The sequence below is a fragment of the Corallococcus interemptor genome (assembly GCF_003668875.1).
GTDB lineage: Bacteria > Myxococcota > Myxococcia > Myxococcales > Myxococcaceae > Corallococcus > Corallococcus interemptor.
This window is the reverse complement of the sequence record NZ_RAWM01000052.1, coordinates 1-24,222: the sequence shown is the minus strand read 5'-3', so window position 1 is coordinate 24,222 and position 24,222 is coordinate 1. Positions and strand designations below refer to the sequence as shown.

Annotated in this window: 21 protein-coding genes; 11 read left to right on the top strand and 10 right to left on the bottom strand. The window is 70.3% G+C overall.

Going from position 1 to position 24,222, the window contains the following annotated elements:
* The first annotated feature begins 28 nt into the window (after nucleotides 1-28).
* A complete protein-coding gene (locus tag D7X96_RS19855) occupies nucleotides 29-3,496 on the top strand; it encodes a methylmalonyl-CoA mutase family protein (protein ID WP_121770448.1) in 3,468 nt (1,155 codons plus the stop codon).
* Between the two features lie 51 nt (nucleotides 3,497-3,547).
* Here the strand turns inward: D7X96_RS19855 and D7X96_RS19850 are convergent, their stop codons facing one another.
* Entirely contained in the window at nucleotides 3,548-5,119 is a 1,572-nt protein-coding gene (locus tag D7X96_RS19850; protein WP_121770447.1) for a hypothetical protein, read from the bottom strand.
* A gap of 66 nt (nucleotides 5,120-5,185) precedes the next feature.
* On the bottom strand, nucleotides 5,186-5,926 hold the full coding sequence (locus D7X96_RS19845) for an SDR family oxidoreductase (protein ID WP_120549683.1): 741 nt from the start codon (nucleotides 5,924-5,926) through the stop codon (nucleotides 5,186-5,188).
* A 157-nt stretch (nucleotides 5,927-6,083) separates the two neighbouring features.
* Between D7X96_RS19845 and D7X96_RS19840 the strand changes: the two genes are divergently transcribed.
* The gene (locus D7X96_RS19840; protein WP_121770446.1) at nucleotides 6,084-7,007 is read left to right on the top strand and encodes an AraC family transcriptional regulator; all 924 of its coding nucleotides are present in this window, start codon (nucleotides 6,084-6,086) and stop codon (nucleotides 7,005-7,007) included.
* A 95-nt stretch (nucleotides 7,008-7,102) separates the two neighbouring features.
* Nucleotides 7,103-7,855, top strand: coding sequence for a ferritin-like domain-containing protein (locus tag D7X96_RS19835; protein WP_121770445.1), 753 nt, complete (start codon nucleotides 7,103-7,105; stop codon nucleotides 7,853-7,855).
* Between the two features lie 7 nt (nucleotides 7,856-7,862).
* On the opposite strand, the gene D7X96_RS19830 is transcribed toward D7X96_RS19835, so the two are convergent.
* Nucleotides 7,863-8,441 carry a hypothetical protein gene (locus D7X96_RS19830; protein WP_121770444.1) on the bottom strand — a complete coding sequence of 193 codons (579 nt, stop codon included), beginning with the start codon at nucleotides 8,439-8,441 and terminating at the stop codon, nucleotides 7,863-7,865.
* A gap of 28 nt (nucleotides 8,442-8,469) precedes the next feature.
* Complete coding sequence (locus D7X96_RS41515; protein ID WP_255424959.1) at nucleotides 8,470-8,601, bottom strand: hypothetical protein; 132 nt, start codon at nucleotides 8,599-8,601, stop codon at nucleotides 8,470-8,472.
* 50 nt (nucleotides 8,602-8,651) lie between these two features.
* On the opposite strand from D7X96_RS41515, the gene D7X96_RS19825 reads away from it, so the two are divergent.
* A complete protein-coding gene (locus D7X96_RS19825) occupies nucleotides 8,652-10,202 on the top strand; it encodes a hypothetical protein (RefSeq protein WP_121770443.1) in 1,551 nt (516 codons plus the stop codon).
* On the opposite strand, the gene D7X96_RS40015 is transcribed toward D7X96_RS19825, so the two are convergent.
* The gene (locus D7X96_RS40015) at nucleotides 10,203-10,352 is read right to left on the bottom strand and encodes a hypothetical protein (protein ID WP_158626603.1); all 150 of its coding nucleotides are present in this window, start codon (nucleotides 10,350-10,352) and stop codon (nucleotides 10,203-10,205) included.
* A 119-nt stretch (nucleotides 10,353-10,471) separates the two neighbouring features.
* On the opposite strand from D7X96_RS40015, the gene D7X96_RS19820 reads away from it, so the two are divergent.
* Entirely contained in the window at nucleotides 10,472-11,230 is a 759-nt protein-coding gene (locus tag D7X96_RS19820) for a DUF1338 domain-containing protein (RefSeq protein WP_120549678.1), read from the top strand.
* Nucleotides 11,231-11,373: 143 nt separating this feature from the next.
* Complete coding sequence (locus tag D7X96_RS19815; protein WP_147468353.1) at nucleotides 11,374-11,931, top strand: hypothetical protein; 558 nt, start codon at nucleotides 11,374-11,376, stop codon at nucleotides 11,929-11,931.
* 45 nt (nucleotides 11,932-11,976) lie between these two features.
* On the opposite strand, the gene D7X96_RS19810 is transcribed toward D7X96_RS19815, so the two are convergent.
* A complete protein-coding gene (locus tag D7X96_RS19810) occupies nucleotides 11,977-12,567 on the bottom strand; it encodes a DUF938 domain-containing protein (protein WP_120549676.1) in 591 nt (196 codons plus the stop codon).
* A gap of 165 nt (nucleotides 12,568-12,732) precedes the next feature.
* Between D7X96_RS19810 and D7X96_RS19805 the strand changes: the two genes are divergently transcribed.
* On the top strand, nucleotides 12,733-14,364 hold the full coding sequence (locus tag D7X96_RS19805; RefSeq protein ID WP_121770441.1) for a cell wall anchor protein: 1,632 nt from the start codon (nucleotides 12,733-12,735) through the stop codon (nucleotides 14,362-14,364).
* Nucleotides 14,365-14,436: 72 nt separating this feature from the next.
* On the top strand, nucleotides 14,437-16,374 hold the full coding sequence (locus D7X96_RS19800; RefSeq protein WP_121770440.1) for an FG-GAP-like repeat-containing protein: 1,938 nt from the start codon (nucleotides 14,437-14,439) through the stop codon (nucleotides 16,372-16,374).
* A gap of 27 nt (nucleotides 16,375-16,401) precedes the next feature.
* Here D7X96_RS19800 and D7X96_RS19795 read toward each other — a convergent pair whose 3' ends face one another.
* Nucleotides 16,402-17,841 carry a hypothetical protein gene (locus D7X96_RS19795; RefSeq protein ID WP_147468352.1) on the bottom strand — a complete coding sequence of 480 codons (1,440 nt, stop codon included), beginning with the start codon at nucleotides 17,839-17,841 and terminating at the stop codon, nucleotides 16,402-16,404.
* A gap of 129 nt (nucleotides 17,842-17,970) precedes the next feature.
* On the opposite strand from D7X96_RS19795, the gene D7X96_RS19790 reads away from it, so the two are divergent.
* Entirely contained in the window at nucleotides 17,971-19,254 is a 1,284-nt protein-coding gene (locus D7X96_RS19790; RefSeq protein WP_121770438.1) for a metal-dependent hydrolase family protein, read from the top strand.
* On the opposite strand, the gene D7X96_RS19785 is transcribed toward D7X96_RS19790, so the two are convergent.
* The gene (locus tag D7X96_RS19785; protein ID WP_121770437.1) at nucleotides 19,209-19,472 is read right to left on the bottom strand and encodes a hypothetical protein; all 264 of its coding nucleotides are present in this window, start codon (nucleotides 19,470-19,472) and stop codon (nucleotides 19,209-19,211) included. The genes D7X96_RS19790 and D7X96_RS19785 overlap by 46 nt on opposite strands.
* On the bottom strand, nucleotides 19,469-20,611 hold the full coding sequence (locus tag D7X96_RS19780; RefSeq protein WP_121770436.1) for a linalool dehydratase/isomerase domain-containing protein: 1,143 nt from the start codon (nucleotides 20,609-20,611) through the stop codon (nucleotides 19,469-19,471). Before D7X96_RS19780 ends, D7X96_RS19785 begins: the two co-directional genes overlap by 4 nt.
* A 121-nt stretch (nucleotides 20,612-20,732) precedes the next feature.
* On the opposite strand from D7X96_RS19780, the gene D7X96_RS19775 reads away from it, so the two are divergent.
* Nucleotides 20,733-22,601: a hypothetical protein gene (locus D7X96_RS19775; protein WP_147468351.1), complete on the top strand. Its 1,869-nt coding sequence runs from the start codon at nucleotides 20,733-20,735 to the stop codon at nucleotides 22,599-22,601.
* Between the two features lie 78 nt (nucleotides 22,602-22,679).
* A complete protein-coding gene (locus D7X96_RS19770; protein WP_244219659.1) occupies nucleotides 22,680-23,642 on the top strand; it encodes a hypothetical protein in 963 nt (320 codons plus the stop codon).
* A 102-nt stretch (nucleotides 23,643-23,744) separates the two neighbouring features.
* Here the strand turns inward: D7X96_RS19770 and D7X96_RS19765 are convergent.
* Nucleotides 23,745-24,222, bottom strand: a 478-nt coding sequence (locus tag D7X96_RS19765; RefSeq protein WP_244219658.1) for a transglycosylase domain-containing protein, incomplete at its 5' end; no start/stop codon positions are given.

Genomic DNA, 24,222 nt, shown 5'->3' with positions numbered 1-24,222 from the left:
GCCTGCACCGCACTCCTAGTGTACGCCCGTGCGACACCCCCAACCGACCACTGCTCCCCAGCCGTACCGGCCCCGCCACCACGTCCGCATCGTCACGGCCGCCAGCCTCTTTGACGGACACGACGCGGCCATCAACGTGATGCGCCGCCTGATGCAGTCCTCCGGCGCGGAGATCATCCACCTGGGCCACAACCGGTCCGTGGCGGAGATCGTCGACTGCGCCATCCAGGAGGACGCCCAGGGCATCGCCCTCACGTCCTACCAGGGCGGCCACGTCGAGTACTTCAAGTACATGATTGATTTGCTGCGCGAGCGCGGCGCGAACATCAAGGTGTTCGGCGGCGGCGGCGGCACCATCCTCCCCACGGAGATTGAAGAGCTCCACAAGTACGGCGTCACGCGCATCTATTCCCCGGACGACGGCCGCGCCATGGGCCTGCAGGGGATGATTGACGACCTCATCTCCCAATGTGACTTCGAGAAGCGCCCGTCCGACTTCAAGGGCCTCTTGAAGCAGCCCCTGCCCCGCGAGCCGGAGCGCATCGCGTCGCTCATCACCATCGCGGAGAACTTCGCGGACGCAGGCGAAGAGCTGCGCTCGGCGCTGAAGACCGCCGTCGCGGACGCCCCCCGGGTGCCCGTGCTGGGCATCACCGGCACGGGCGGCGCCGGCAAGTCCAGCCTGGTGGACGAGCTGGTGCGCCGCTTCCTCGCGGACTTCCCGGACAAGACGCTCGCGGTGCTCTCCGTGGACCCGTCCAAGCGCAAGTCCGGCGGCGCGCTGCTGGGCGACCGCATCCGCATGAACGCCATCGACAACCCGCGCGTCTACATGCGCTCGATGGCCACCCGCCAGAGCAACCTGGCGCTGTCCCGGCACGTCGCCCACTCCATCGAGGTCTGCAAGGCGGCGGGCTTCGACCTCATCGTCGTGGAGACCTCCGGCATCGGGCAGTCGGACACGGAAATCACCGAGCACTCGGACGTGGCGCTCTACGTGATGACGGCCGAGTACGGCGCGGCGACGCAGCTCGAGAAGATCGACATGCTCGACTTCGCGGACGTCATCGCCATCAACAAGTTCGACAAGCGCGGGTCGCTGGACGCGCTGCGCGACGTGAAGAAGCAGTGGAAGCGCAACCACAACGCCTTCACCCTGACCGATGACGCGGTGCCCGTGTACGGCACCATCGCGTCGCAGTTCAACGACCCGGGCATGAACACGCTGTACCGGGCCATCATCGACGCGCTGGTGAAGAAGACGGGCGCGAAGCTGGACAGCCGGTTCTCCCTCACGCCCGGCATGAGCGAGAAGAAGTGGATCATCCCGCCGGACCGCACGCGCTACCTGGCCGAGATCGTCGAAGCCTGCGAGGGCTACGACGGCTTCGTGCGCGCCCAGGCCGCCATCGCCCGGCGCATGTACCAGCTGCACGGCACCATCCAGGCCCTGCGCCAGAACGTGGGCAAGAAGAAGCTCGAAATCGTCGAGCCGAAGAGCGCGGACGACGTGGTGCAGGTGACCGAGCGCGTGGAGGGCGAGCCCGCGTACCTGGGCGACCTGGTGGCGCTGTACCAGGACCTGGAGAGCCGCCTGCACGCGGACTGCCGGCGCCTGCTGGCCGAGTGGCCCGCGACGAAGAAGCGCTACGCCGCGTCCAAGTACCAGTTCCAGGTGCGCGACAAGGTCATCGAGCTGGACCTCATCTCAGAGACGCTGTCGCACCTGCGCGTGCCCAAGATTGCCCTGCCCAGGTATGAGGACTGGGGCGACATCCTGACGTGGCTGCTGCGGGAGAACGCGCCAGGCGCCTTCCCGTTCACCGCGGGCGTCTTCCCGCTCAAGCGCGAGGGCGAGGACCCCGCGCGCATGTTCGCGGGCGAGGGCGGCCCGGAGCGCACCAACAAGCGCTTCCACTACGTGTCGCGCGGCCTGCCGGCGAAGCGCCTGTCCACGGCGTTCGACTCGGTGACGCTGTACGGAGAAGACCCGGACCACCGGCCGGACATCTACGGCAAGGTGGGCAACTCGGGTGTGTCCATCGCGAACGTGGACGACGCGAAGAAGCTCTACTCCGGCTTCGACCTGGCGGACCCGTCCACGTCCGTGTCCATGACCATCAACGGCCCGGCGCCCATGCTGCTGGGCTTCTTCCTCAACGCCGCGGTGGATCAGCAGTGCGAGAAGTGGATCCGCGCCAACGGCAAGGTGGACGAGGTCGAGAAGAAGATCGACGCGCTCTACCAGGAGCGCGGCCTGCCGCGCCCGCGCTACCAGGGCGAATTGCCGCAGGGCAACGACGGGCTGGGCCTGCTGCTGTTGGGCGTGTCCGGTGATGAAGTCCTGCCGGCGGACGTCTACGCGAAGATCCGCGCGTCCACGCTGCAGGCGGTGCGCGGCACGGTGCAGGCGGACATCCTCAAGGAGGACCAGGCGCAGAACACCTGCATCTTCTCCACGGAGTTCGCCCTTCGCGTCATGGGCGACATCCAGCAGTACTTCATCGACCAGAAGGTGCGGAACTTCTACTCGGTGTCCATCTCCGGGTACCACATCGCGGAGGCCGGGGCGAACCCCATCTCCCAGCTGGCCTTCACGCTGGCCAACGGCTTCACCTTCGTCGAGTACTACCTGTCGCGCGGGATGCACATCGACGACTTCGCGCCCAACCTGTCGTTCTTCTTCTCCAACGGCATGGACCCGGAGTACGCGGTGCTGGGCCGCGTGGCGCGCCGCATCTGGGCCAAGGCCATCCGGGACAAGTACGGCGGCAACGACCGGTCGCAGAAGCTGAAGTATCACATCCAGACGTCCGGCCGTTCCCTGCACGCGCAGGAGATTGCCTTCAACGACATCCGCACCACGCTGCAGGCGTTGCTGGCGCTCAACGACAACTGCAATTCGTTGCACACGAACGCCTACGACGAGGCCATCACCACGCCCACGGAGGAGAGCGTGCGGCGCGCGCTGGCCATCCAGCTGGTCATCAACAAGGAGTTCGGCCTGTCCAAGAACGAGAACCCCAACCAGGGCTCGTTCATCATCGAGGAGCTGACGGACCTGGTGGAGGCGGCGGTGCTCAACGAGTTCCGAGCCATCTCCGAGCGCGGCGGCGTGCTGGGCGCGATGGAGCGCATGTACCAGCGCTCCAAGATCCAGGAGGAGTCGCTCTACTACGAGACGCTCAAGCACGACGGGACGCTGCCCATCATTGGCGTGAACACGTTCCTGGATCCGAAGGGCTCCCCCACGGTGACGCCGCCGGAGGTCATCCGCGCGACGAAGGAGGAGAAGGACTACGCCATCACCGCGCGTGACGCCTTCTGGAAGCGCAACGCGAAGACGGCGCCCGCGGCCCTGGAGGCGGTGCGCCGCGCGGCCCTGGACAACGGCAACGTGTTCGGCGCGCTGATGGACGCCTGCAAGGTCTGCACGCTGGGACAGCTGTCCCGCGCGCTGTACGAGGTGGGCGGTCAGTACCGGCGCAACATGTGACGCGAGCGCCACGGTCCCGGGCACGTGTCCCGGGACCGCGGCGTGGGTTCATCAAGGGGGCAGCACGTCGAAATGGCAGGCGAAGCTCCCCAGCGACGACGAGAGGTCCGCCCACAGGTCGATGCCGTAGGTCGCGGATTCAGGCGCCGTGAGGGTCTCAAACCAGCGCGTGCCTGCATACTCGTGAGAGGACGGCACCCAGTTGCCCCGGGCATCGCGGAAGTCGGCACGGAGCGGCCCCTGTCCCGACGTCTCCTTTCCATCACAGCTGAACTGGTAGCGCTGCCCGGCGGTGGCCTGGAAGGAGAAGAAGTCGTGGTCGAAGGGGTCCAGGATGCGGACGGACACGGCCTGGCTCGGGCCCGTCAGCGGCGTCGCCGTGGCCAGGATGTCGCCGTGGTCATCCGCGCCCAGGTCCTCGAACTGGAGGGTGTAGTTCTCCTCCACCCACAGCATCTCGAGGGCGAAGCTCCCGGTGGCTCGCACGAAGTGCGTGCCGTGGGATGCCTTGAAGACCATCCGGGTATCGTCCGGCGTCGCGGGGGACGTGAACCCGCCTCCGGGAGCGGCGGCGGACAGCCGGCACGGCTCCGTGCCCTCCATGGTGCAGGAGACGCGGTAATGATGCCCGGGCTGGACGACGAGTGAGAAGACGTCCTGGTCCCCCACCACATCCATCTTCCCCTGCACCGCCGGGGTGCCCGCCGGAAGCGGCGTGGCGGTCTCCACGGTGTCCCCGTGGTCCTCCGCGCCCTGGTCCTTGAGGGTACAGCGATAGGGATGGGACGCGCCGGCCTCATTCATGTCCCGGATCTGCGCGTAGGCCGTGCCGTCCAGGGCCTTCATGGCCACACGCCCCCGCAGGTCAGGATCGAGGCCCTGGTTCCCCGTGGACGCCTGGACCTTCCCCTTGGAGGTCAGCAGGGCCAGGGACCAGGACTCCTTGGGGAAGGTGCAGTCGAGCGCGTAGACATTGCCCGCGACCGTCGGGAAGGAGAGCAGATCCCGTTCGCCCCAGTGCTCACCCACGCCCACCAGGACCTGCTCCGAGGGTGTCCAGGGCGTCGCCGTGGCGAACAGGTCGCCGTGGTCGTCCAGGCCCGCGTCCACGAGGCGGAAGGAGAAGGGCAGCCGGGGCGCCTCGGAGTACTCGGAGTACCACGAGACCTCCACCGTATGGACAGCGCCCGCCGTGAGCCCGGACCAATGCCAGGTATCGGGGAGGCTGCTGACGGAATGGGACCGGGTGCCCTGCTCGAGCGACCTGCCTGCCGCGTCCCGCATCTCCAGGAAGTAGCCCTCGTTGCCGGCCTCGACGATGAAGTCGTAGTGGTGCCCGGCCTGGGACACGAAGGCGAACTGGAGCGGCGTCCCCACCCCCTTCCAGGGAACGGAGTGGACCTCCGTCGCGGACGGCGTCAGCAGCGTGTGCCCCTCCGGGATGACCACCGCCGATCCGGCATCCGGCTCGGTTCCGGCATCCGGCTCGGTTCCGGCATCCGTCCCGGCGTCCACGGGGGTGCCCGCGTCCGGGGTGGGTTCGTCCTTGGAATCACAGGCGCTCAGCGCGAACAGACACGCGCCGAGCATGAAGGCAGACAACGGGCGCTTCAGCATCGGCATTGGATGGGCCTCCCCCTCTGGAGGACGCCCACCCTATGCCATGACTGACATCACTCCCAACCACTCTCAGTACGGACTCGACGTGGGGCGGATGATGATTTCACTCACGTCCACGTCCGCGGGCTGGCTGATGGCGTAGCTGATGGCCCGGGCGATGGCGTCCGCCGGAATGGCGTCCTTGCGGAACTCACGCATGTACTCGCGCGACGCCGGGTCGCTGATGGTCTCCGCCAGCTCCGACTGGGTGACTCCCGGAGAAATCACCGTCACGCGGATGTCCGCGCCCACCTCCTGGCGCAGCCCTTCCGAGATGGCCAGCACCGCGTACTTCGTGGCGCAGTAGACCGCCGCCGTCGGGACCACCGAGTGCCCGCCAATGGAGGACAGGTTGATGAACTGCCCCGACTTCTGGCGCTTCATCACCGGCAGCCCCGCCGCGATGCCGTGCAGCACGCCCCGGATGTTCACGTCGATCATCCGGTTCCACTCGTCCAGCTTCAGCTCGTCCAGCCTGGACAGCGGCATCACGCCCGCGTTGTTGATGAGCACGTCCAGCCGCCCGTACTCCTTCAGCGTGAAGGCCACGAAGGCGTCCACGTCCTCGCGCTTCGTCACGTCCAGCGCCTTGTAGCGAGCCTCGCCGCCCTTCGACCGCAGCTCGCCCGTCAGCGTCTCCAGCCGGTCTGCCCGGCGCGCGCCCAGCACCACCTTCGCCCCCTGGCTGGCCAGCAGGCGGGCTGTCGCCTCGCCAATGCCGCTGCTCGCGCCCGTGATGGCCACCACCTTGCCCTGGATGTTCGTCGTCATCGCTTGCGTCCTCGCTCTTCAGGCCCGGCGCGGAAAGGGCGCCGGGGATGACTTCACCCTCTCAAGGAACGCGGAAACGGCGGTATCCGGATGCTCGCGGACTCTTGCCCATTCCTGCACGAGCACCCGTCCCCCACAGGAGTTAGAACGAACGCGCATGCCGACCGCCCCGAGCCCGCAGCTGTCCGAGCTGGCGTCCCTCCTGGAACGCCACACGCCCCTGGACGGCATCCACGCCACCGCCATCCCCCGCGTGGTGCTCATCCGCGCCTCCCACCCCTCCACGCCCCTGCACGCGCTGCAGGAGCCGGCGCTGTGCATCGTGGCGCGGGGCCGCAAGCAGGTGCTCCTGGGGGATGAGCTGTATGTCTATGGCCCGGACCAGTGCCTCGTCGCGTCCGTGGACCTGCCCGTCACGGGGCAGGTGGTGGAGGCCTCGCCGGAGGAGCCCTACCTCTGCTTCCGGCTGGACCTGGAGCCGGGACAGCTGGGCAGCCTGATGATGGAGGCGGCGCTGGAAGCTCCCGGCCCCACGGACATGGTCCGGGGCCTGGCGCTGGGGCCGGTGGGCGCGCCGCTCCTGGACGCGACGGCGCGGCTCGTGCGGCTGTTGGACACGCCCAAAGACATCCCCGTGCTCGCGCCGCTCGTCATCCGCGAAATCCTCTACCGGCTGCTGTCCGGCGAGAACTCCGAACGGCTGCGGCGCATCGCCGTGGCGGACAGCCGCCGGGAGTCCGTCACCCGCGCCATCCACTGGCTCAAGGAACACTACGCCGCGCCGCTGCGCATCGAACGGCTGGCGCGCGCCGTCCACATGAGCCCGTCCGCGCTGCACCACCACTTCAAGTCCGTCACCGCCATGAGCCCGCTGCAGTACCAGAAGCAGCTGCGGCTCCAGGAGGCCCGCCGCCTGATGCTGGCGCAGGCCATGGACGCGGCGATGGCCGGCCACTCCGTGGGCTACGAGAGCCCGTCCCAGTTCAGCCGCGAGTACAGCCGGATGTTCGGTGCCCCACCTTCGCGTGACATCGCGAGGCTGCGCGAGTCGCTGGGCTCCGCCGCGGCGGCGCGGGAGTAGTCCCCAGGGCCGATGCGGACCCGGGACATCGTTTCCACGTTTGCCCCCCTTCCGGGGCCGTCGCGCCGGGAGGCCTACCCAGAGGGAGGGGCACGATGTCATCTGGTGAAGGTGGAGACTGGGGGCTGAAGCGCACGGCGGAGCAGCTCACCGCCGGGGACCTGGAGCAGGTGGCCCGCGACGAGCCCCTCCGGGACGCATCCCTGCCCCCCTCGGGCAGCGCCGTGCGGTTCCTGCGGGTGAACCTGATGCGCATCGCGGGGCACCTGGGCGAGCTGCACCTGCCGGACCTCCACGAGGTGGTGGGCTCCGCGCTCCAGCCCGTGGAGGGCCCCCCGCCCCTGCTCTTCGTCGCACAGCTGCGGGAGCGGCTGGCCTTCGAGCGGACCAGCTCGCGGCTCTACGCGGGCCTGCTGGTGAAGACGCATGCGCTGGGCAGCTACCCGGGAGGCCCCACGCCGGAGCGGCTGGTGGAGCTGCACAACCAGGAGCTGGACCACCTGAACCTCATCCGCGAGTGCATCTACCGGCTCGGCGTGGACACGCCCCCGCTGACGACGCACGGGGACAGCGCGGACTCACGGCCCCATGGGCTGCTGCGGGCCGTGGACGACCCGTGCGCCACGCTCCAGGACGCGCTGCGCGCGGTGCTCATCTCCGAAATCCTCAACAACGCCGGCTGGGCGCTGCTCGTGGACCTGTCCCAGGAGCTGGGGCCGCCCGACCTGGCGGACGCCTTCCGCGAAGTCCTGCGCGAGGAGACGCTCCACCTGGAAGAGGTCACCCACTGGGTGGCCAACCTCCCGGAGGACATCCGCGTCACCAGAGCGCGCATCGCCGCCAGCTGAAGAGCACTTAGCGGGACACGGGCCGCCGCCGGGACACGAGCTCCCGCACGGTGGCGATGAAGCGCGGCTTGTCCGCGCTCCCCTTCACCCCGTCGAAGTCCAGGTCCAGGTTCTCCGCGATGGCCCGGAGGTATTCCAGACAGGGTTCGTCCTCGGGCGTCTTGCCTTCGGCGAACAGCGGATGGCAGGTGGGGCAGTAGTTGACCACCCAGACGCGCTCGTCCTCGGGGATCTCCAGCGACACGGGGCTGCCGTCGCTCATGTCCTCTTCGTACGGCTCGATGCGCCAGAGGCCCGTGGCGTCGTCGTCATCCATGAGCAGCTGCCGGTAGTTGAGGCTGGGGACGAACTCCCAGTCGCCCCAGTCGTAGCCGAAGGCCTGCGTCTTCGTGCGCCGTGCGCGGCCCCGGGCCTTTTCGAATTCCTCCGCGTCCTCCGGCGCGTCATCGGCCGCGAAGAAGAACAGGTCCAGCACGGCCTCGTCGTTGCCGATGCCGTCCTCCTCGCACTCCTTGCCGGTCTTCTCACCGCACACGAACGACGACGGAGGACCGCAGACACTGCATCGGTAGTCGTGGACGCCCATGGAAGCGGAGGCTAGCAGGCCCCGCCCTTCATTCCTCGGGGGCCTCCAACACATCGAAGGTGCACGTCAGCTGGCCGCCGTCCTCGCAGCGGTAGACGAAGCGCCCTTCCGCCGCGGACGCCGTCACGTCCTCCAGCGTCACGGCCGCCATCGTGCCCACGGCTACGACCCGCCGGACCGCATGCCTCCGTATGAAGGGGCATGCGAGCCATGAACCTCCGCCGGACGCGGTATTTGCTGGGTGCCCTGCTGTCGTGGGGCGCCTCCGCCTGCCACGGGACGGAGGGCCCCACGCCCCCCGAGGAGTGCTCGGACTGCACGGGGGTGCCCGGGCTCGTCCGGGCGTTCGATCGGGGCACGCCGTCCTTCCAGGTGCAGCCTCGCGCGGGCTTCGGAGGACTCAAGCTCCGGCGGGCCTCCGGACGCACCTTCGTGCTGGAGACGACGCGGGACGCGGAAGGGCGGGACACGCGCCGGCTCACCGTGTCCTCGCGGGACGGCACGCGGCTGTGGGCGTTCGACGCCGCGGCCGGTGACCACCTGAGCGACTTCACCGTGCACCCGTCCGGGGACGTCACCCTGGGCATCGAGCGCACCGGCGCGACGGCGGAGGCGTACGACCTGGTGCGCCTGTCCGCGGAGGGGCAGGTGCTGTCGCGGCAGCCGCTGCCCACGCCCGCGACGGTGCCCGAGGCCGACCTGGGCGGCACCCTGCCCTCCCCCGCGTTCCGCATGAAGTCGCCCTGGGTCCACGCCCTCACCGACGGCTGGCTGCGCACCGAGGCGCGCGGCGAGGACGTGGCCGTGGCCTTCCTGTCGCTCGTGGCCGTCCCGGAGGACGCGCCCACCACGCAGGAGCTGGTGTCGGGGCTGATGACGCTCCAGTGGGCGGACGGGCGCTACAGCGAGCAGTGGACGCGCATCGTCGACGGGCGCCACTCCACGCAGCCGGCCGCGTGGGCCTACGACGAGTTCCGCTGGCGCGAGGCCTCGCTCCGGCCGCTGCTCGCGGTGGACGCGGAGGGGCGGCTGGTGGTGGGGCGGACCTGGAACAGCTCGCGCTGCATGGCCTCCAGCCGCACGTTCAATGACTTCACCGCCGTGCACTGCCGGTCCGGCGAGGACGTCACCACGCCCTCGGACACCGAGCGTCAGCCCTTCGCCGTGACGGCCTTCACGCCGGTGGGCACGCGCATTGGCACGCACGTCTTCGTCCCCGCCCGGGCGGCGGAGTTCGTCGTCTTCGACATGGCGGTGCGCGGCGGAGAGGTGGCGCTCGCGGGCACCGTGGTGACGGAAGGTGGGGATGGCACCATCGCCTGGTACCCGTCCGCGCCCGGCGTGCAGGACCAGATGACGCCGTACGACGGCTATCTGGGCGTGCTGTCGCTCGACTCGGGCGCGCTGCGCTTCGAGCACCGCGTGGACACGGGCCGCGCGGACCACTTCTCCGCGCTGCGCTGGACGGACGCGGGCCTGGTCGCCGTGGGCGCCGCCGGGTGGGACCGGTGGTCCGGAGGGATGAGCATCTCGCGCGGGGCCGGGGCGCTGCTCACGCTCGCGTCCACGGACGGCCTGACGGTGCGCACCCGGCGGGCCGGCCCCGAGGCACCGGACCGCCACACCCACCTGCTGGGCGTGGACGCGGATGGGGACTCCCTGGTGGCGGTGGGGCTCGCGGATGCGCCGATGACGCACTCCGGAGACGGTGGCCACGCCGAGGCCATGACCTTCGGCGGGCTCACCGTGGAGCTGCGCTGATCAGTCCGCGGGCGTCACGTAGCAGAAGTCAGACAGGTCGGGGCAGTCCTGCGGACAGCTGGACGGGTTCTCCGTGGCGGGGCCGCAGATGAAGTCGCCACAGGAACCACACAGCAGGCCCGACACCAGGGCCACAAGCCCCATCCTCATCGCGCCCATCTTCGTTTCCGTGTTTTACAGTTTTTACACCCTGGACAGGTCTTGAGCTTGTCAATACAGGAGGCGGATGGCGCTCAAAGCGCCCGGAAGCGCGGCGTAGACTGCCGCGCATGACGACCTCCGCCTCCGACGCCTCTCGGCTCCTGGACCTGCTGTGGGAGCGCTACGCCTCCGAAGTCCCCTTCGCGCGCACCTTCGTGACGCTGTCCGGAGGGCACTTCCGCAATGACCACGTCGCGTTCCGCACCCTGGCGCGGCCGGAGGGAGGCATTGCCCTCTTCTCCCGCGTGTTCGAGCGGTTCGGGTGGAAGCCGGCCGGCGCGTACACGTTCCCGGATGCGCACCTGTCCGCCATCTATCTGTCGCACCCGGACGGGCTGCCGCGCGTCTTCCTGTCGGAGCTGAAGCAGGAGGAGCTGTCGCCGCGCGCCCGCGAATTGCTCGCCGCGCTGCCGGTGGATCCGCCGCCTCCGGAGGACGTGGAGGCGCTTGCCGCGTGGTTCACGGCGCCGCCGCCTCCGGACGAGGCCGCGCTGCTGGAGCTGGAGAAGGAGACGCAGTACGGCGCGTGGCTCCTGGCCTTCGGCCGCAAGGTGAACCACTTCACCGGCGCGGTGGACGACGTGGAGGCGTGGCAGCGGCGCATGCGCGAGGCCGGCGTGCCCATGAAGGCAGACATCGAGGGCGCGCCCGGCACGTCGCTGAGACAGACAGCCACGCACGCGGCCCCGCTGCCCCTGACGCTCCGGAGCGGTGGCACGCGTGCCTGGCCGTATGCGTACTTCGAGATCGCCGAACGCTCGGGAGGCTTCGACGGGTTCCTGGGGCCGCAGGCCCGCGCGCTGTTCGACATGACGAAGCGGGGCTGAGCCGGGTGTCCGCTCGCCGATGAAGGCTTCCATCGCCGGGGTGGGGCCTTCAGGCACGCGGCGGGGAGGACGTGTTGCAGGGGCCGGGACGCCTCTCCACCTTGCCGCACGACAAACCCAGACAGAGGAGGCACACCATGCCCATGTCCCGACTTCCGCTGACGCTCGCCGCGGCCGCGGCGCTCTGCTTCTCCGCCGGCTGTTCCAAGAAGGAGATGCACAAGCAGGAATCGAAGCAGCCGCTGCCCGCATCCGCCCAGTCCTCGGCGGACCAGCGCTGCCCCATGTCCGTGCCGGGCACGCAGGTCCAGACACAGGACACGTCCGACGGCGTGGCGCTCATGTTCACCACGTCCGACCCATCGCAGGTGTCGGACCTCCAGACGCGCGCCCGGCGCATGCTGGACGAGCAGTCCAAGAGCGCCAACGCGCAGACCCCCTTGGACCTCGCTCAGGAGGAGGACCTGGGCGACAGCCCCACGGAGATCCAGAGCGGTCGCGACGAGGTCGGCACCGGCGGAGGCGGCGAACAGGGCATAGCCGGGGCGCCCATGGTCCCCGCCAGGGTCGTGGCGACGGACACGCCCAACGGCATCACCCTCACCTACTCCGCCCAGGACACCATGCAGAAGCGCCAGCTCATCGACGAGGTCCACGAGACCGCCCGTCAGCTGAAGGGCGGCCACTGCCCCGGCATGTAGCCCCCGCGCCGGGACGGCGGGGACAACGCCGTCCCGGTGAAGGCCCTACCGGCGGAACACCACCGTGAGGTTGTTGCTCGGCATCTCCACCACGCGCTCGCGCTGGAGCCCGTGAAGCCCGGCCTCCCGGCTCACCGCACCCAGTTCGCGCACGCCCCAGGACGCATCCCGCGCGCGGAGGGATTCGTCGAAGGCGAGGTTGCTCGGCGCGGTCTCCTTCCCCTCCACGAAGTAGGGCCCGTACAGCACCAGCCGTCCGCCCGGACGCAGCACGCGCCCCGCGCCCCGCATCAGCCCCTGGCAGGCCGCCCACGGCGCGATGTGGATCATGTTCACGCAGAGCATCGCGTCCGCGTGCTCCACCGGCCACGCATCCGACGCCGCGTCCAGCAGGCGGGCAGGCAGGACGTTCACCAGCCCCTCCTCCGCGCGCCACGCGTCGATGCTCTCCAGCGCCGCCGCGTCGCCGTCCGTCGGCTGCCAGGTCAGCCCCGGGAAGGCCCTCGCGAAGAAGGCCGCGTGCTGGCCGGTGCCGCTCGCCACCTCCAGCAGCGTGCCTGACGCGGGCAGCACCTCCCGGAGCACGGCGAGGAGCGGTTCGCGGTTGCGTTCGGTAGCGGGCGCGTGACGCTTCATGCCCCACCCTCTTCCACACCCGCGCACGCGAGGGAAGGACGTTCGCGGAAGTTTCCAATCACAGCCAACACGCGAATCTTTCGCACGGGGCATCCGCAACACTTTCCCGGTCCGCTCGAAAACCTCCTGCCTTTGACTCGCCTCATCCCCCAGGCAGGAGTGACCTTGCGTTTGTTCAACCGGAATGTTTCACGCATGCTGTGCTCGGTGTCCCTGTTCGCGCTCGCGGGGTGCGGGCCGCTGGACGCGGACGCCCCTTCGCTCCCGGAGCAGGAGACCGCGACCGCCCGGCAGGCGGTGTCCACCATCGCGTACCGGAGCAGCGCCACGGCGGGCGGCAGCACGCGCACGTCGCTGAGCATCGCGAAGCCCACCGGCACCGCCGCGGGTGACGTGCTGCTCGCTCGCATCATCAACCGCAACAACGTGGCCGCCGTGGCGACGCCGCCCGCGGGCTGGACGCTGGTGCGCTCGGACCAGAGCGCTTCGCAGCTCAAGGCGTGGGTCTTCTACAAGGTCGCCACCGCGTCCGAGCCCTCCACGTACGATTTCAACATCGACATCGCCAGCTACATGGCCGGCAGCATCTCCGCGTTCTCCGGCGTGGACACGGCCAACCCCATCGACGCGCAGACGGGCCAGAAGAACGGCCTCACCGCCAGCTTCAACACGCCCGCGCTCACCACCAACACCGCCAACGGCGTCGCGGTGTGGTTCGGCACGCAGCTGTGGACCGGCGCCGCGTGCCCGGCGAGCCCCATCGTCCCGCCCGCGGGCTTCACCGAGCCCGTGGACACCTGCCTCGTGTCCTCGTCCACCGGCGTCATCTACAACGTCGCCTACAAGGACCTGGGCGCCGCGGGGGCGCAGGGCTCGTTCAATGGTTCCTCCCCCTACGCGGAGACGAACACCGCCCAGGTCGTCGCGCTGCGCGCGGCCAACGCCACCACCTCCTGCTCCGTGGGGGACACCTTCTCCACCGCGTACACCACCCAGGGCACCGTGACGGCCACCGCGCTGGTGGAGCCGTCCGGCATCGCCGCCAGCCGCCTCACCCCGGGCGTGCTCTACGCGCACAACGAGGACACCACCGCCATCGTCGCCATCAGCACCGCGGACGCGAGCACGAAGGGCACCTTCACCGTGTCCAACGTGACGCCCGCGGACTGGGAGGACGTGGCCACCGGCCCGTGCCCCGCCGGCCAGTGCATCTACATGGGTGACATCGGCCGCTCGAGCGCCAACTTCCCCACGCCGCCGTCCACCTTCGCCGTCTACCGCATCCCGGAGCCCAACATCGGCGCGGGCCAGACGAGCGGCAACCTCACCGCCGAGGCCTTCCCCTTCCAGTACCCGGACACGCCCAAGGACGCGGAGACCATCATGGTCCACCCCACCACGGGCGACATCTACATCGTCACCAAGTCCTACTCAGGCGCGAGCAAGGTCTACAAGTTCCCCCAGCCGCTGCCCACGCCCGGCACCATGAGCACGCTCGTGTTCGTGGCGAACCTCCCGCTGCCCACGACCACGGACACCAACTACGGCGCGGCCACGTCCGGCGCCATCCACCCGTGCGCCAACCGCTTCATCCTGCGCACCTACCGCAAGGTGTATGAGTTCCGCGCCGCCGCCGGTGCCGCCTTCGAGACCGCGTTCGCCGCCACGCCCGTCTCCCTCACGGACACCGTGGAGGGCCAGGGCGAGGCCATCGAGTACGACGCGACCGGCACGGCCTATTACACGATGAGCGAGTCCCCCTCGCCCTTCAAGCTCAAGCGCGTCGTGCGCCAGTAGCCCGCCACACCGGCGGTCCGAGGCGGGAACGGAATTGATGTTTTTTCACGTTTTACATGCATAATCACATCCATGCGAAGCTTCCGTTCCCGTCTCGCGCTGCTCTCCGTACTCACGCCGCTCCTGGCCTGCGGGCCGGAGGAGGACACGCCGCGCGCTGCTGACACGCTGTCCGGGCAGACGCGCGCGCTGGCGGCCACGGGCCACAAGGCGTTCCGGGTGATGACGTACAACGTGCGCGGGCCGCTGGACACGGGCGTGCGCGCGTGGCCCAACCGCAAGGCGGCCGTGCTCCAGCGCATCCTCGCGAACAACGCGGACATCGTCGGCGTGCAGGAGGCCCAGTCCCCCTCGGGCGGGCCCAGCATCCCCGCGGACCTCATCGCGGGGCTGACGGGCACGGACAAGCCCTACGGCGTCTACAACCCCGGCGGCGGCAGCCCGAAGCTCATCTTCTTCAAGAAGAGCCGCTTCGAAATCGCTCCGGAGGTGGGCCAGGGCAACGAGGCGCTGGTGAACCCCTATGCCTCCAGCGCCACGTGCTTCAGCCACGCGGAGGGCAAGAAGATTGCCTGGGTGGGCCTGCGCGACCTGACGTCCGGGCAGGTGTACTTCGTGGCCAACACGCACTTCGCCTACGGGGCGGAGTGCTCGCTGGGGCGGCTCAAGGAAGCCGAGCAGATGGCGTCGTTCCTGGCCACGAAGCCCGGCGGTCTGCCGGTCATCGCCATGGGCGACTTCAACTCCGACGCGCAGGGGCAGTCCACGCCGGGGGAGACGACCATCGAGGACCTGGAGTCCGGAGCCCGGCTGTTCCGCACCGCGCGCTTCGACGGCGTGACGGGCGTGGACGACGCCACGTTCAACAACGCGTGGAACGGCTCCACGTCCACGAAGTACAACCGGCTGGACTACATCTTCCACAACGGGGGCGCGCTCACCTCGTCCGCGCCCGCCATCGACCGGACGGAGACCAACGGCCTCACGCCGTCGGACCACTACCCGGTCCTGGCCACCCTCCGCCCGGCCCTCTTCGCCGCGGGCTCCACCCTTTCGCCCACGCCCTCCGGCACGTCCACCAGCACGCAGCTGTTCTTCGCGGACGTCACCGGTGACGGCTGCGCGGACCGCATCAGCTGGAACTACGCGGTGGGCGAGGGCGAGACGTGGGTGGCGAAGTCGAAGTGCGACGGCGGCTTCGAGGCGGCGGTGAAGAACACGGGCGCGACCAGCGGCGTCGCCACCACGCGCTTCTTCTTCGCGGACGTCACCGGCGACGGCTGCGCGGACAAGGTCCTCTGGCGGCCCACCCTGGGGGACGGCGAGGTGCGCATCTACCCCGCGAAGTGCGACGGCACCTTCAACAGCCGCGTGGACGTCACCCAGGCGGCCAGCACCAGCGACGCCACGCGCTTCTTCTTCGCGGACGTCACCGGTGACGGCTGCGCGGACCTGGTGCGCTGGAACCCCACGCAGAGGTCCGGCGCCTTCGACACCTTCGCGTCGAAGTGCAACGGCACCGTGTCCTTCGGCGCCGCGGTGACGAGCACGACGGGCGCCAACACCAGCGCCGACACCCGCGTGTACTTCGCGGACGTGGACGGCGACGGCAAGGCGGACCGCATCGTGTGGAACCCGGATCAGGAAGGCGGCCGCACGCGCGTGTACCGCTCCACCGGCGCGGGCGCGTTCGCGCTGTTCTTCCTGCACGAGGCGGGCACCAGCGGCGTGGACACGTCCCGCTTCTACTTCGCGGACGTGGACGGCGACGGCAAGGCGGACAAGGTCTTCTGGCGGCCCAACTTCCGCGAGGGCCGGATGCAGGTGTACCCGAGCACCGGCTCCAACTTCGCGGGCAGCCCGGTGATGGACAACACGGGCTTCAGCGGCTCGGAGAACACGGACTTCTTCTTCGCGGACATCGACGGCCGGGACGGCGCGGACAAGGTGTACTGGAACCCCGGCAACTACAACGGCGACACCAAGGTGTTCCGCGCGCTGGCGCCGTGACGCCAGCGCGCGAAGGTGGACGCGCTTTCAGTCCCGGAGGTCGGCGAGGCCGAAGGCGTTCGTGGACCAGGCGTCCGGTCCGTTCGCGGCGGCGGCCTCCTTGTAGAAGTCCGGGTAGCCCTTCCCCGCTCCCAGGAAGCGCGAGGACCACAGCAAGGCGTAGCGCCCCGCGGTCAGCTCCCGCAGCGGCGTCACCTCCGCGGGCAGGGGGAAGAGGGTGAAGCTGCCCGAGGTCGCGGGGGAGGTGACGTACCAGATGAGCTTCGGACCGTCCTCCTGGGACAGCAGGCGCACCGTCACGCCGTGGGCAGCGGGGTCGGCGCCCCAGCGCAGCGTCAGCCCGGAGCGCGGCCCGGAGCCGGGCGCATCCAGCGTGCCCGGCGAGGGCGAGGTGAGCGTCACGGGCGTGGGCAGGGCCACGGACGTGACGCCCGCGGAGGCCAGCGGCGTGTTCACGACCACGCGCCCGGACGCGATCCGCTCATCGCTGCCCGCCGTCACGGCCAGCCGGACGTCCACGGTGTCGAACGGCGGCGTCCGGGCCATGGCCGGGACCCCAATGGGCGTGGCACCGCGGATGCTGGAGGTGATGAGGGATTCCGACCCGAGCATGAAGGTGGCGGAGACGTCCGCCTCCCCGCCATAGGGCTGGAGGTTCGTGAGCGCGACGGGCAGCTTCTGATCCATCCGGTGGTCCAGGGGAATGACCAGGTTGCTGACGGTCCGTCCGCCTCCCACGGTGATGCCCCGCAGCATCCCCACGGACTCGACGTCCCCGGTGAGGCTGCTGGCGCTCAGCGCCACCTTGCCGGGAACCTCGCCCCGCACGATGACACTGAAGACGCCATCCGCATCCGTATAGGTGTTGCCCGCGAAGCCCTTCCCCACCACGCGCACGAACGCGGGGATTCCCGCCAGATTCGTCACCTGGCCGGTGAGGGTGGCCTGAACGGTGGACGGGAGCTCGCCCCCCAGGAGGCCGAAGCCGGAGCGGATCCACACCTCCGAGCCCTCCACGGCCAGCGTCGTGCTGGCCACCACGTCGCGCTCCCCCACCATGACGATGGTGATGTCCTGCGGGCCGGTGATGGCTGGGTCGTCGAAGCGTGCGATGCCGTCACGGCCCAGCGGCTGACGGAAGCGGCTGCCGTCCCCCAGCAGGACGGTGATGCCCTGCATGGCGCCCAGGTCGGTGGTGAAGTCCCACCAGTCCGAGTGGACGGTGAGGGTGGCCGGGCTTTCGGTTCCCGCGTCTGGAATGCCAGCGTCTGGAATGCCAGCGTCTGGAATGCCAGCGTCTGGAATGCCAGCGTCTGGAATGCCAGCGTCTGCGATTCCCGCGTCTGGGATTCCTGCGTCTGGGATGCCCGCGTCAGCGATGCCCGCGTCCGGCTGGGGCATGGGAGGGTCCGTCGTGTCGCCACAAGAAACGCACAGCAGCAATGCGAGCGAAAGCAGTCGATGCATGGCAATCCCCGGCAAAAGCAGAACAGACACCGACACGCTGGCCGTGTGCAGGAAGAAAAGCAATCCGTGGGGCCTGCCCCACAAACCCATGGCCCGGTCAGGGCCGCGCGCGCAGACTGCGCGTCCACCATGCGCGCCCTGTTCCTTGCCACCGTCCTGTTCGGCGTCCTCGGCTCCGCGTCCGCGCGGGCCCAGACGCCCCCTGCCCGTTCCTACGTGCTGCGCCCGGCGCGCGTCTTCGACGGCACCACCGCGAAGCCCCACACGGGCTGGGTGGTGGTCGTCACCGGGGAGCGCATCGTCGCGGCGGGGCCCGCGCAAGGCGTGAAGGCGCCGGAGGGCGCGGAGGTCGTGGACCTGCCCGGCACGACGCTGCTGCCCGGCCTCATCGAGGGCCACTCGCACCTGTTCCTGCACCCGTACAACGAGGCCCCCTGGAACGACCAGGTGCTCAAGGAGTCGCTGGCGCTGCGCGTGGCGCGGGCCACGAACCACGCGAAGGCGGCGCTGCTGGCGGGCTTCACCACCACGCGCGACCTGGGCACGGAGGGCGCCGGGGACGCGGACGTGGGGCTCAAGCAGGCCATCGACCAGGGCATCATCCCGGGCCCCCGCATGATCGTCACCACGCGCGCGCTGGTGGCCACCGGCAGCTACGGCCCCAAGGGCTTCGCGTCCGAATGGACCGTGCCCCAGGGCGCCGAGGAGGCGGACGGCGTGGACGGCCTCATGCGCGCGGTGCGCGGACAGATGGGGCGCGGCGCGGATTGGATCAAGGTCTATGGCGACTACCGATGGGGCCCGCGCGGCGAGGCGCTGCCCACCTTCTCCCAGGAGGAGATGCGCCTCATCGTGGAGACGGCCCGAAGCGGCGGGCGCCCGGTGGCCGTGCACGCCAGCACGCCGGAGGGCATGAAGCGCGCGGTGCTGGCCGGCGCGGAGACCATCGAGCACGGCGACGCCGGCACGCCGGAGGTCTGGAAGCTGATGGCCCAGCGGGGCGTCTTCCTGTGCCCCACGCTGGCGGCGGGCGACGCCATGCTCCAGTACCGGGGCTGGAAGCGCGGCGTGGACCCGGAGCCCGAGTCCGCGAAGAAGAAGCGCGAAGGGCTCAAGGCCGCGCTGGCCGCGGGCGTGCCCCTGTGCGTGGGTGGGGACTCGGGCGTCTTCACGCACGGAGAGAACGCGCGCGAGCTGGAGCTGCTGGTGGCCAGCGGCGTGACGCCCGCCCAGGCGCTCCAGGCTGCCACCTCCGGCAACGCGCGCATGCTGCACTGGGAGGACCGCATCGGGCAGGTGAAGGCCGGCCTCTACGCGGACCTCGTCGCCGTGGAGGGGGACCCCACGCAGGACATCTCCGCCGCGCGTCAGGTGCGGTGGGTGATGAAGGGCGGCACGGTGTACCGGCGCTGAAGCGCGGCGTCCGCCAGCCCCGCCAGCAGCAGCACCGGCGCCACCAGCACCGCGCTGAACCAGGCCAGCGCGTAGAGGACGCCGAAGCCCATGCGCCAGGGGCCGCCCACGACGGTCCCGGACAGCACGCCCACGGACTCACGGCCTCCGCCCAGGTGCAGCGCCAGGAAGAGCGCGCCCAGGCCCAGCGCGGCCAGGATGAACGGGTGACGCATCATCGGTGTGCCTCCAGGTGGGGCGCCCGCGCGAGGCGCCAGAGCGGTCCTTCGACGAGCGCGTACAGCAGCACGGCGTCCGCCAGCGGGTTGCCCGCCGCGAAGCGCAAGCCGGTGTCGTCGTGCACCGGGAAGGCCGCGAAGTGGAGGCTGGTGAGCAGCCCGTCCAGGGCCTCCTCGTCATCGAACGCCGCCGCGCCCACGAGCGCGAGCCCGCTGGAGCCCGCGTTCGCGTTCACCCACGGGATGGTGGGCCCGGAATCGATGTCCTGCACCGCGTCCGCGTCCACGGGCCACTCCCCTGCCCACGCGAAGCCCAGCGCCTGTCCCAGGAGCGCGGCGCGGGCCCGCTGGTACTGGTCACGCGCGAAGTCCGCGTCCACCACCTGGAGCATGTGCGCCGCGAGCCACAGCGTGGAGCCCTCCGGCCCGTCCTTCGTCACGCCCGCGTAGGTGAAGCTCGACACGAGCAGGCCCGTCCGGCGCTCTGTCAGGTGCTCGCGCGCGGAGGCCACCCAGCGGCGCAGGAGCGCGTCATGGTCCCGGCCGTCCACGCGGTCCGACAGGCGCAGCGCCGCGAGCGCCACCGTGTTGCAGAAGGTCCAGCCCTCGTCCGGGTAGCTCTCTGCCGCGAGCACCGGCGCCCGCTCCAGCTGACCGGTGATGAGGTCCACGCGCTCGCGCAGGAGCGGCGCGTACTCCGAGCGCGCCTCCACCAGCTGACGCGCGGCGAGCATCAACGCCAGCTCCCCGTCCACGAAGAGGCTGCGCCCCGCCGGGTCCCTGAAGGGCCCCGCGTGCACATAGGGCAGGAAGAAGGCTTCATGCGCGCGCTGCTCGTCCCGCAGGGTCCGGGCGATGAGCGCGTCCACGACGGCCAGGTGCTCCGCCTTCCGCGCGGGCTCCGACAGCGCGAGGTTCGCGAACGACAGCACGGAGAAGGTGCGCACCATCAGGTCCCACTCCGGGTTGGTGCGGTGGAGCACGTCGCGCTCCGCGCTCGATTCCTGGAGCGAGAACACACGTTGGCGGGAGGCCAGTGCCGCTGACAAGGCCTGCCGGTCGCGGGGACGGAACAGGAGGTGGAGTGCTGGCAGCCACACCACCAAGGCCAGCACCAGCAGCACGAGCTTGCGTCGCATGCCCGGCAGTCTTCGCCGGGGACAGGGACGCATCGTGGGCGCACCAGCCGGACGGTCGCCTTCGTGGACTGAACGGTCGCGTGCCATGTCCCAACGCGCCAGGCCGGCGTGTCTCAAGGCCATGACGAGATTCGGATGGAGTGCCCTGTGCGCGGTGGCGGTGCTGCTCGCACCTTCCGCGGAGGCCTGCACCAGCGCCCCATGCTCCCCCTGGTGGACCCGGTTCCCGCTGCCGAAGGACGCGGTCGTGCCCGCGAACGTGCCGGCGCTGGTGATGGTGTCGCCGGGTGGCTGGCCCATCGTCGACGCGCGGACCCTGCGGCTGCGCACGGAGGACGACACCGGCGTGGAGGCGACCCTCCTGCCAGGCCCTCTTGGAAGCGGCGTCCTCGTCCCAGCGGCTCCGCTCGTCCCGGGCACCCGCTATCACCTGGAGGGCCGCGACCCGTGCCTGGGAGAGTCGGAGGAGGGCCCTCCGGAGACGGCGACGTTCACCGCGGGCCCGGCGGCCGCGCTTCCAACGGCGACAGGGACCCTCCAGGCAGGCCAGGAAGAGCACGGGCCCTTCCAGGTCTGGGGCGGCGGCTCCTGTTCGGTGGGCGTGGAGGGCAGCCAGGTGACGCTGGGCTTCACGCCCGCGCCGGAGCTGGTGCCCTTCCTGCCGTGGGTGCACTGGACGCTGGAGGTGGATGGAAAGCCATGGGCCACGGCCCCGCACGGCGCGGTGGACGCGGCGGGCACCCTCGGGATGCTGGACCGGCTCCGGTTCCCGCATGCGCTGTTCTCGGTGTACTCGGTCTGCGAGACCGTGCCGGATCAGCAGCCCCCGTCGGACCTGGGTCTTGAGGAAGGCACGCACGTGGCCACGCTGCGCCCGGTGCTCGAACAGTCCGGCACGCCGCTGCCCCCGCTGGAGGTCTCCTTCAAGCTGACGTGCATGGAGAAGGATCCCGTGCCCGTGCCCAATGACTCCCAGGACAAGGGGTGCTCGCAGACCGGAGGTGGACTGTCTTTGCTGGGCGCACTGGCGGCCCTGGGTCTCTGGCGTCGAGGATGGAAGCAGGGTGTGGCGGTAGGGGCGTTCATGGTGGGCGGGGGACTGGCATTGCCCCCTTCCGCGCAGGCCTGCGGCGGCCCCATATGCCAAGCAAAGAAGTTCCACGCTCCACTGCCCACGGACGCGAGCGTCCCCGCGAACGTGCCCGCCCTGGTGGTGCTGTCCTCGAACGGCTACGAAGCGGACTCCGGAAACCTGCGCCTGCGCACGGAGGACGGCGCCGACGTGGAGGCCACCTTCCTGCCGGGTCCGCACGGGAGCGGGCTCGTGGTTCCAGCGGCTCCGCTCGTTCCGGGTACCCGCTATCACCTGGAGGCCAGCAACCTCTGCGGGAGATATCCGCAGGAGCCTGGCACGTTGGAGACGTCCTTCACGGCAGACCCCGCGGTCGCATTGCCTGCGGCGTCCGGAACCCTGCGCGCGGGTCCGGAGCAGAACGCGACCTTCCCGGTCTGGGGTGGCTCGCTGTGCTCGGTGGACGTGGAGGGCCGTACGGTGACGCTGGGCTTCACGCCCGCGCCGGAGCTGGTGCCCTTCCTGCCGTGGGTGCACTGGACGCTGGAGGTGGATGGGAAGCCATGGGCCACGGCGCAACACGGCGCGGTGGACGCGGCGGGCAACGTCATGCCCCCGGACCGGTTCGCGTACCCGCATGACCTGCTCACCGTCTACACGGTCTGCAAGGTGCTGCCGGACCAGCAGGCCCCTTCGGACCAGGGGCTCGCGCCCGGAAAGCACGTGGCCACGCTGCGCCCGGTGCTTGAACAGTCCGGCACGCCCCTGCCGCCGCTGGAGGTCTCCTTCGAGCTCAAGTGCCCGGACGAAGTGCCAGAGGTGCCCGAGGACAAGGGATGCACCCAGGCGGGCGGAGGCCTCACGGCGTTCGGGCTCCTGGCCACGCTCCGGCTCTGGCGGCGCACGAAGCGCCCCTGAGGAATGTCCCACGCTCCCGCGCTCCGGTGTCTGATGAAGCAAATGCACGGACACGTTTGGACATGGGGCGCGGCAGGGATGTTCCTTCTGGGGTTGGGAGCGCTCGCGCCGCCTTCCGCGGAGGCGTGCGTCGCGGCCAACTGCCTCGTCGACGTCCGCTTCCCGCTCCCCGAGGACGGCGGAGCGGTCCCCGCGAACGTGCCCGGGCTGGTGGTGAGGCCGCCGCTGCGGGAGAGCACGGAGGTCGCCACCATCCAGCTGCTCCAGGCGGATGGCGCACAGGTGCCCTTCACCCTGGCGGCTGGCGCACGCGGGACGCACGTCGTGGTCCCCACGGCGCCGCTCGTGCCGGGCACGCAGTACCGCATCGAGGCGAAGGGCCTCTGCCAGTTCCAGGAGACGCTGACGCAGTCCGCGACCTTCACCGCGGGCCCGGAGCTTCCGCTGCCCACGACCCTGGGCACGCTGGGCGTGGACACGCCGAAGCGAGGGATGTTCCCCGTGTTCGGGGACGCGGAGTGCGGGAGTCCGCAGGAAGGTGACTTCACCTCGCTGCGCTTCACCCCGTCACCGGAGCTGGTGCCGTTCCTGCCCTGGATGACTTGGACGGTGGAGGTGGATGGACAGCCCTGGTCGTTCAGCAATCACCACGGGCTGGACTCGACGGGCGCGGACCACTTCGACAGCCACAAGTACGAGTACAACCGGCAGCTGCTGTCCCTCTACACGGTCTGCACGCCGGGCAACCCGCCACCGCCCGGCCGGGGCCTCACGCCCGGACGTCACCGCGCCACGCTCCAGGGAACGCTGGAGCGAGCCAACCTCACGCTGCCGCCGCTGAGCGTGGACTTCGAGCTGAGCTGTGACCCGCCCGCCACGGACGGAGGCACGGGCGACGACGGCGGCGTCACGGACGGTGGCATCCCCGGGGACGCGGATCCCATCCGCGGCCCGTCCAGTGACGGTTGCACCCAGGCGGGAGGGGGCCTGACGGTGCTGGGGCTGTTGGCCACGCTGAGGCTCTGGCGCCGCAGGCGCTAGCGCCGCTCAGCTCTCCGCGGGCAGCCGGGCGATGGCCTCCGCCGAAGAAACGCGAGAGCTCGGCCTGCGCCGCGCTGATGCGGCCTTCGCGCTCCAGCCGCGTCAGGATGACGCCCGCGCGGGTGCGCAGCGTCTGCGGGCGCTGGGCGGGCAGCCAGCGGCGGGGGCGTGCAGCATGGCCGCAAGCATCGCGCCCTGCGCCGTGGAGAGGTAGAGGTTCTTCGCCAGTTGCTGCGTGAGGGTGGAGGCACCGCGTCCCAGCCGGGCCTCGCGCACGGACTGGTCGATGGAGTTCTCCACCTCCTTCCAGTCCACGCCTTCGTGCCGGTAGAAGCGCGCATCCTCGGAGATGAACACGGTGTCCACCGCGTGCGGGGCCACCGCGCCCATGGACACCCAGGCTTGGCGCACGCGGGGCTTCTTGCCCTCCTCATTCGCCTCCTCGGCCCGCTGCTCCATGAGCGCGGTGATACGCAGGTTCTCCGTGCGCAGCCCGCTCACGTCGGGCAGCCGCGCGTACCCCACGCTGAGCCAGAGCACGAACAGCAGCCAGCCTCCGAGCACCCACCGGCCCCAGCCC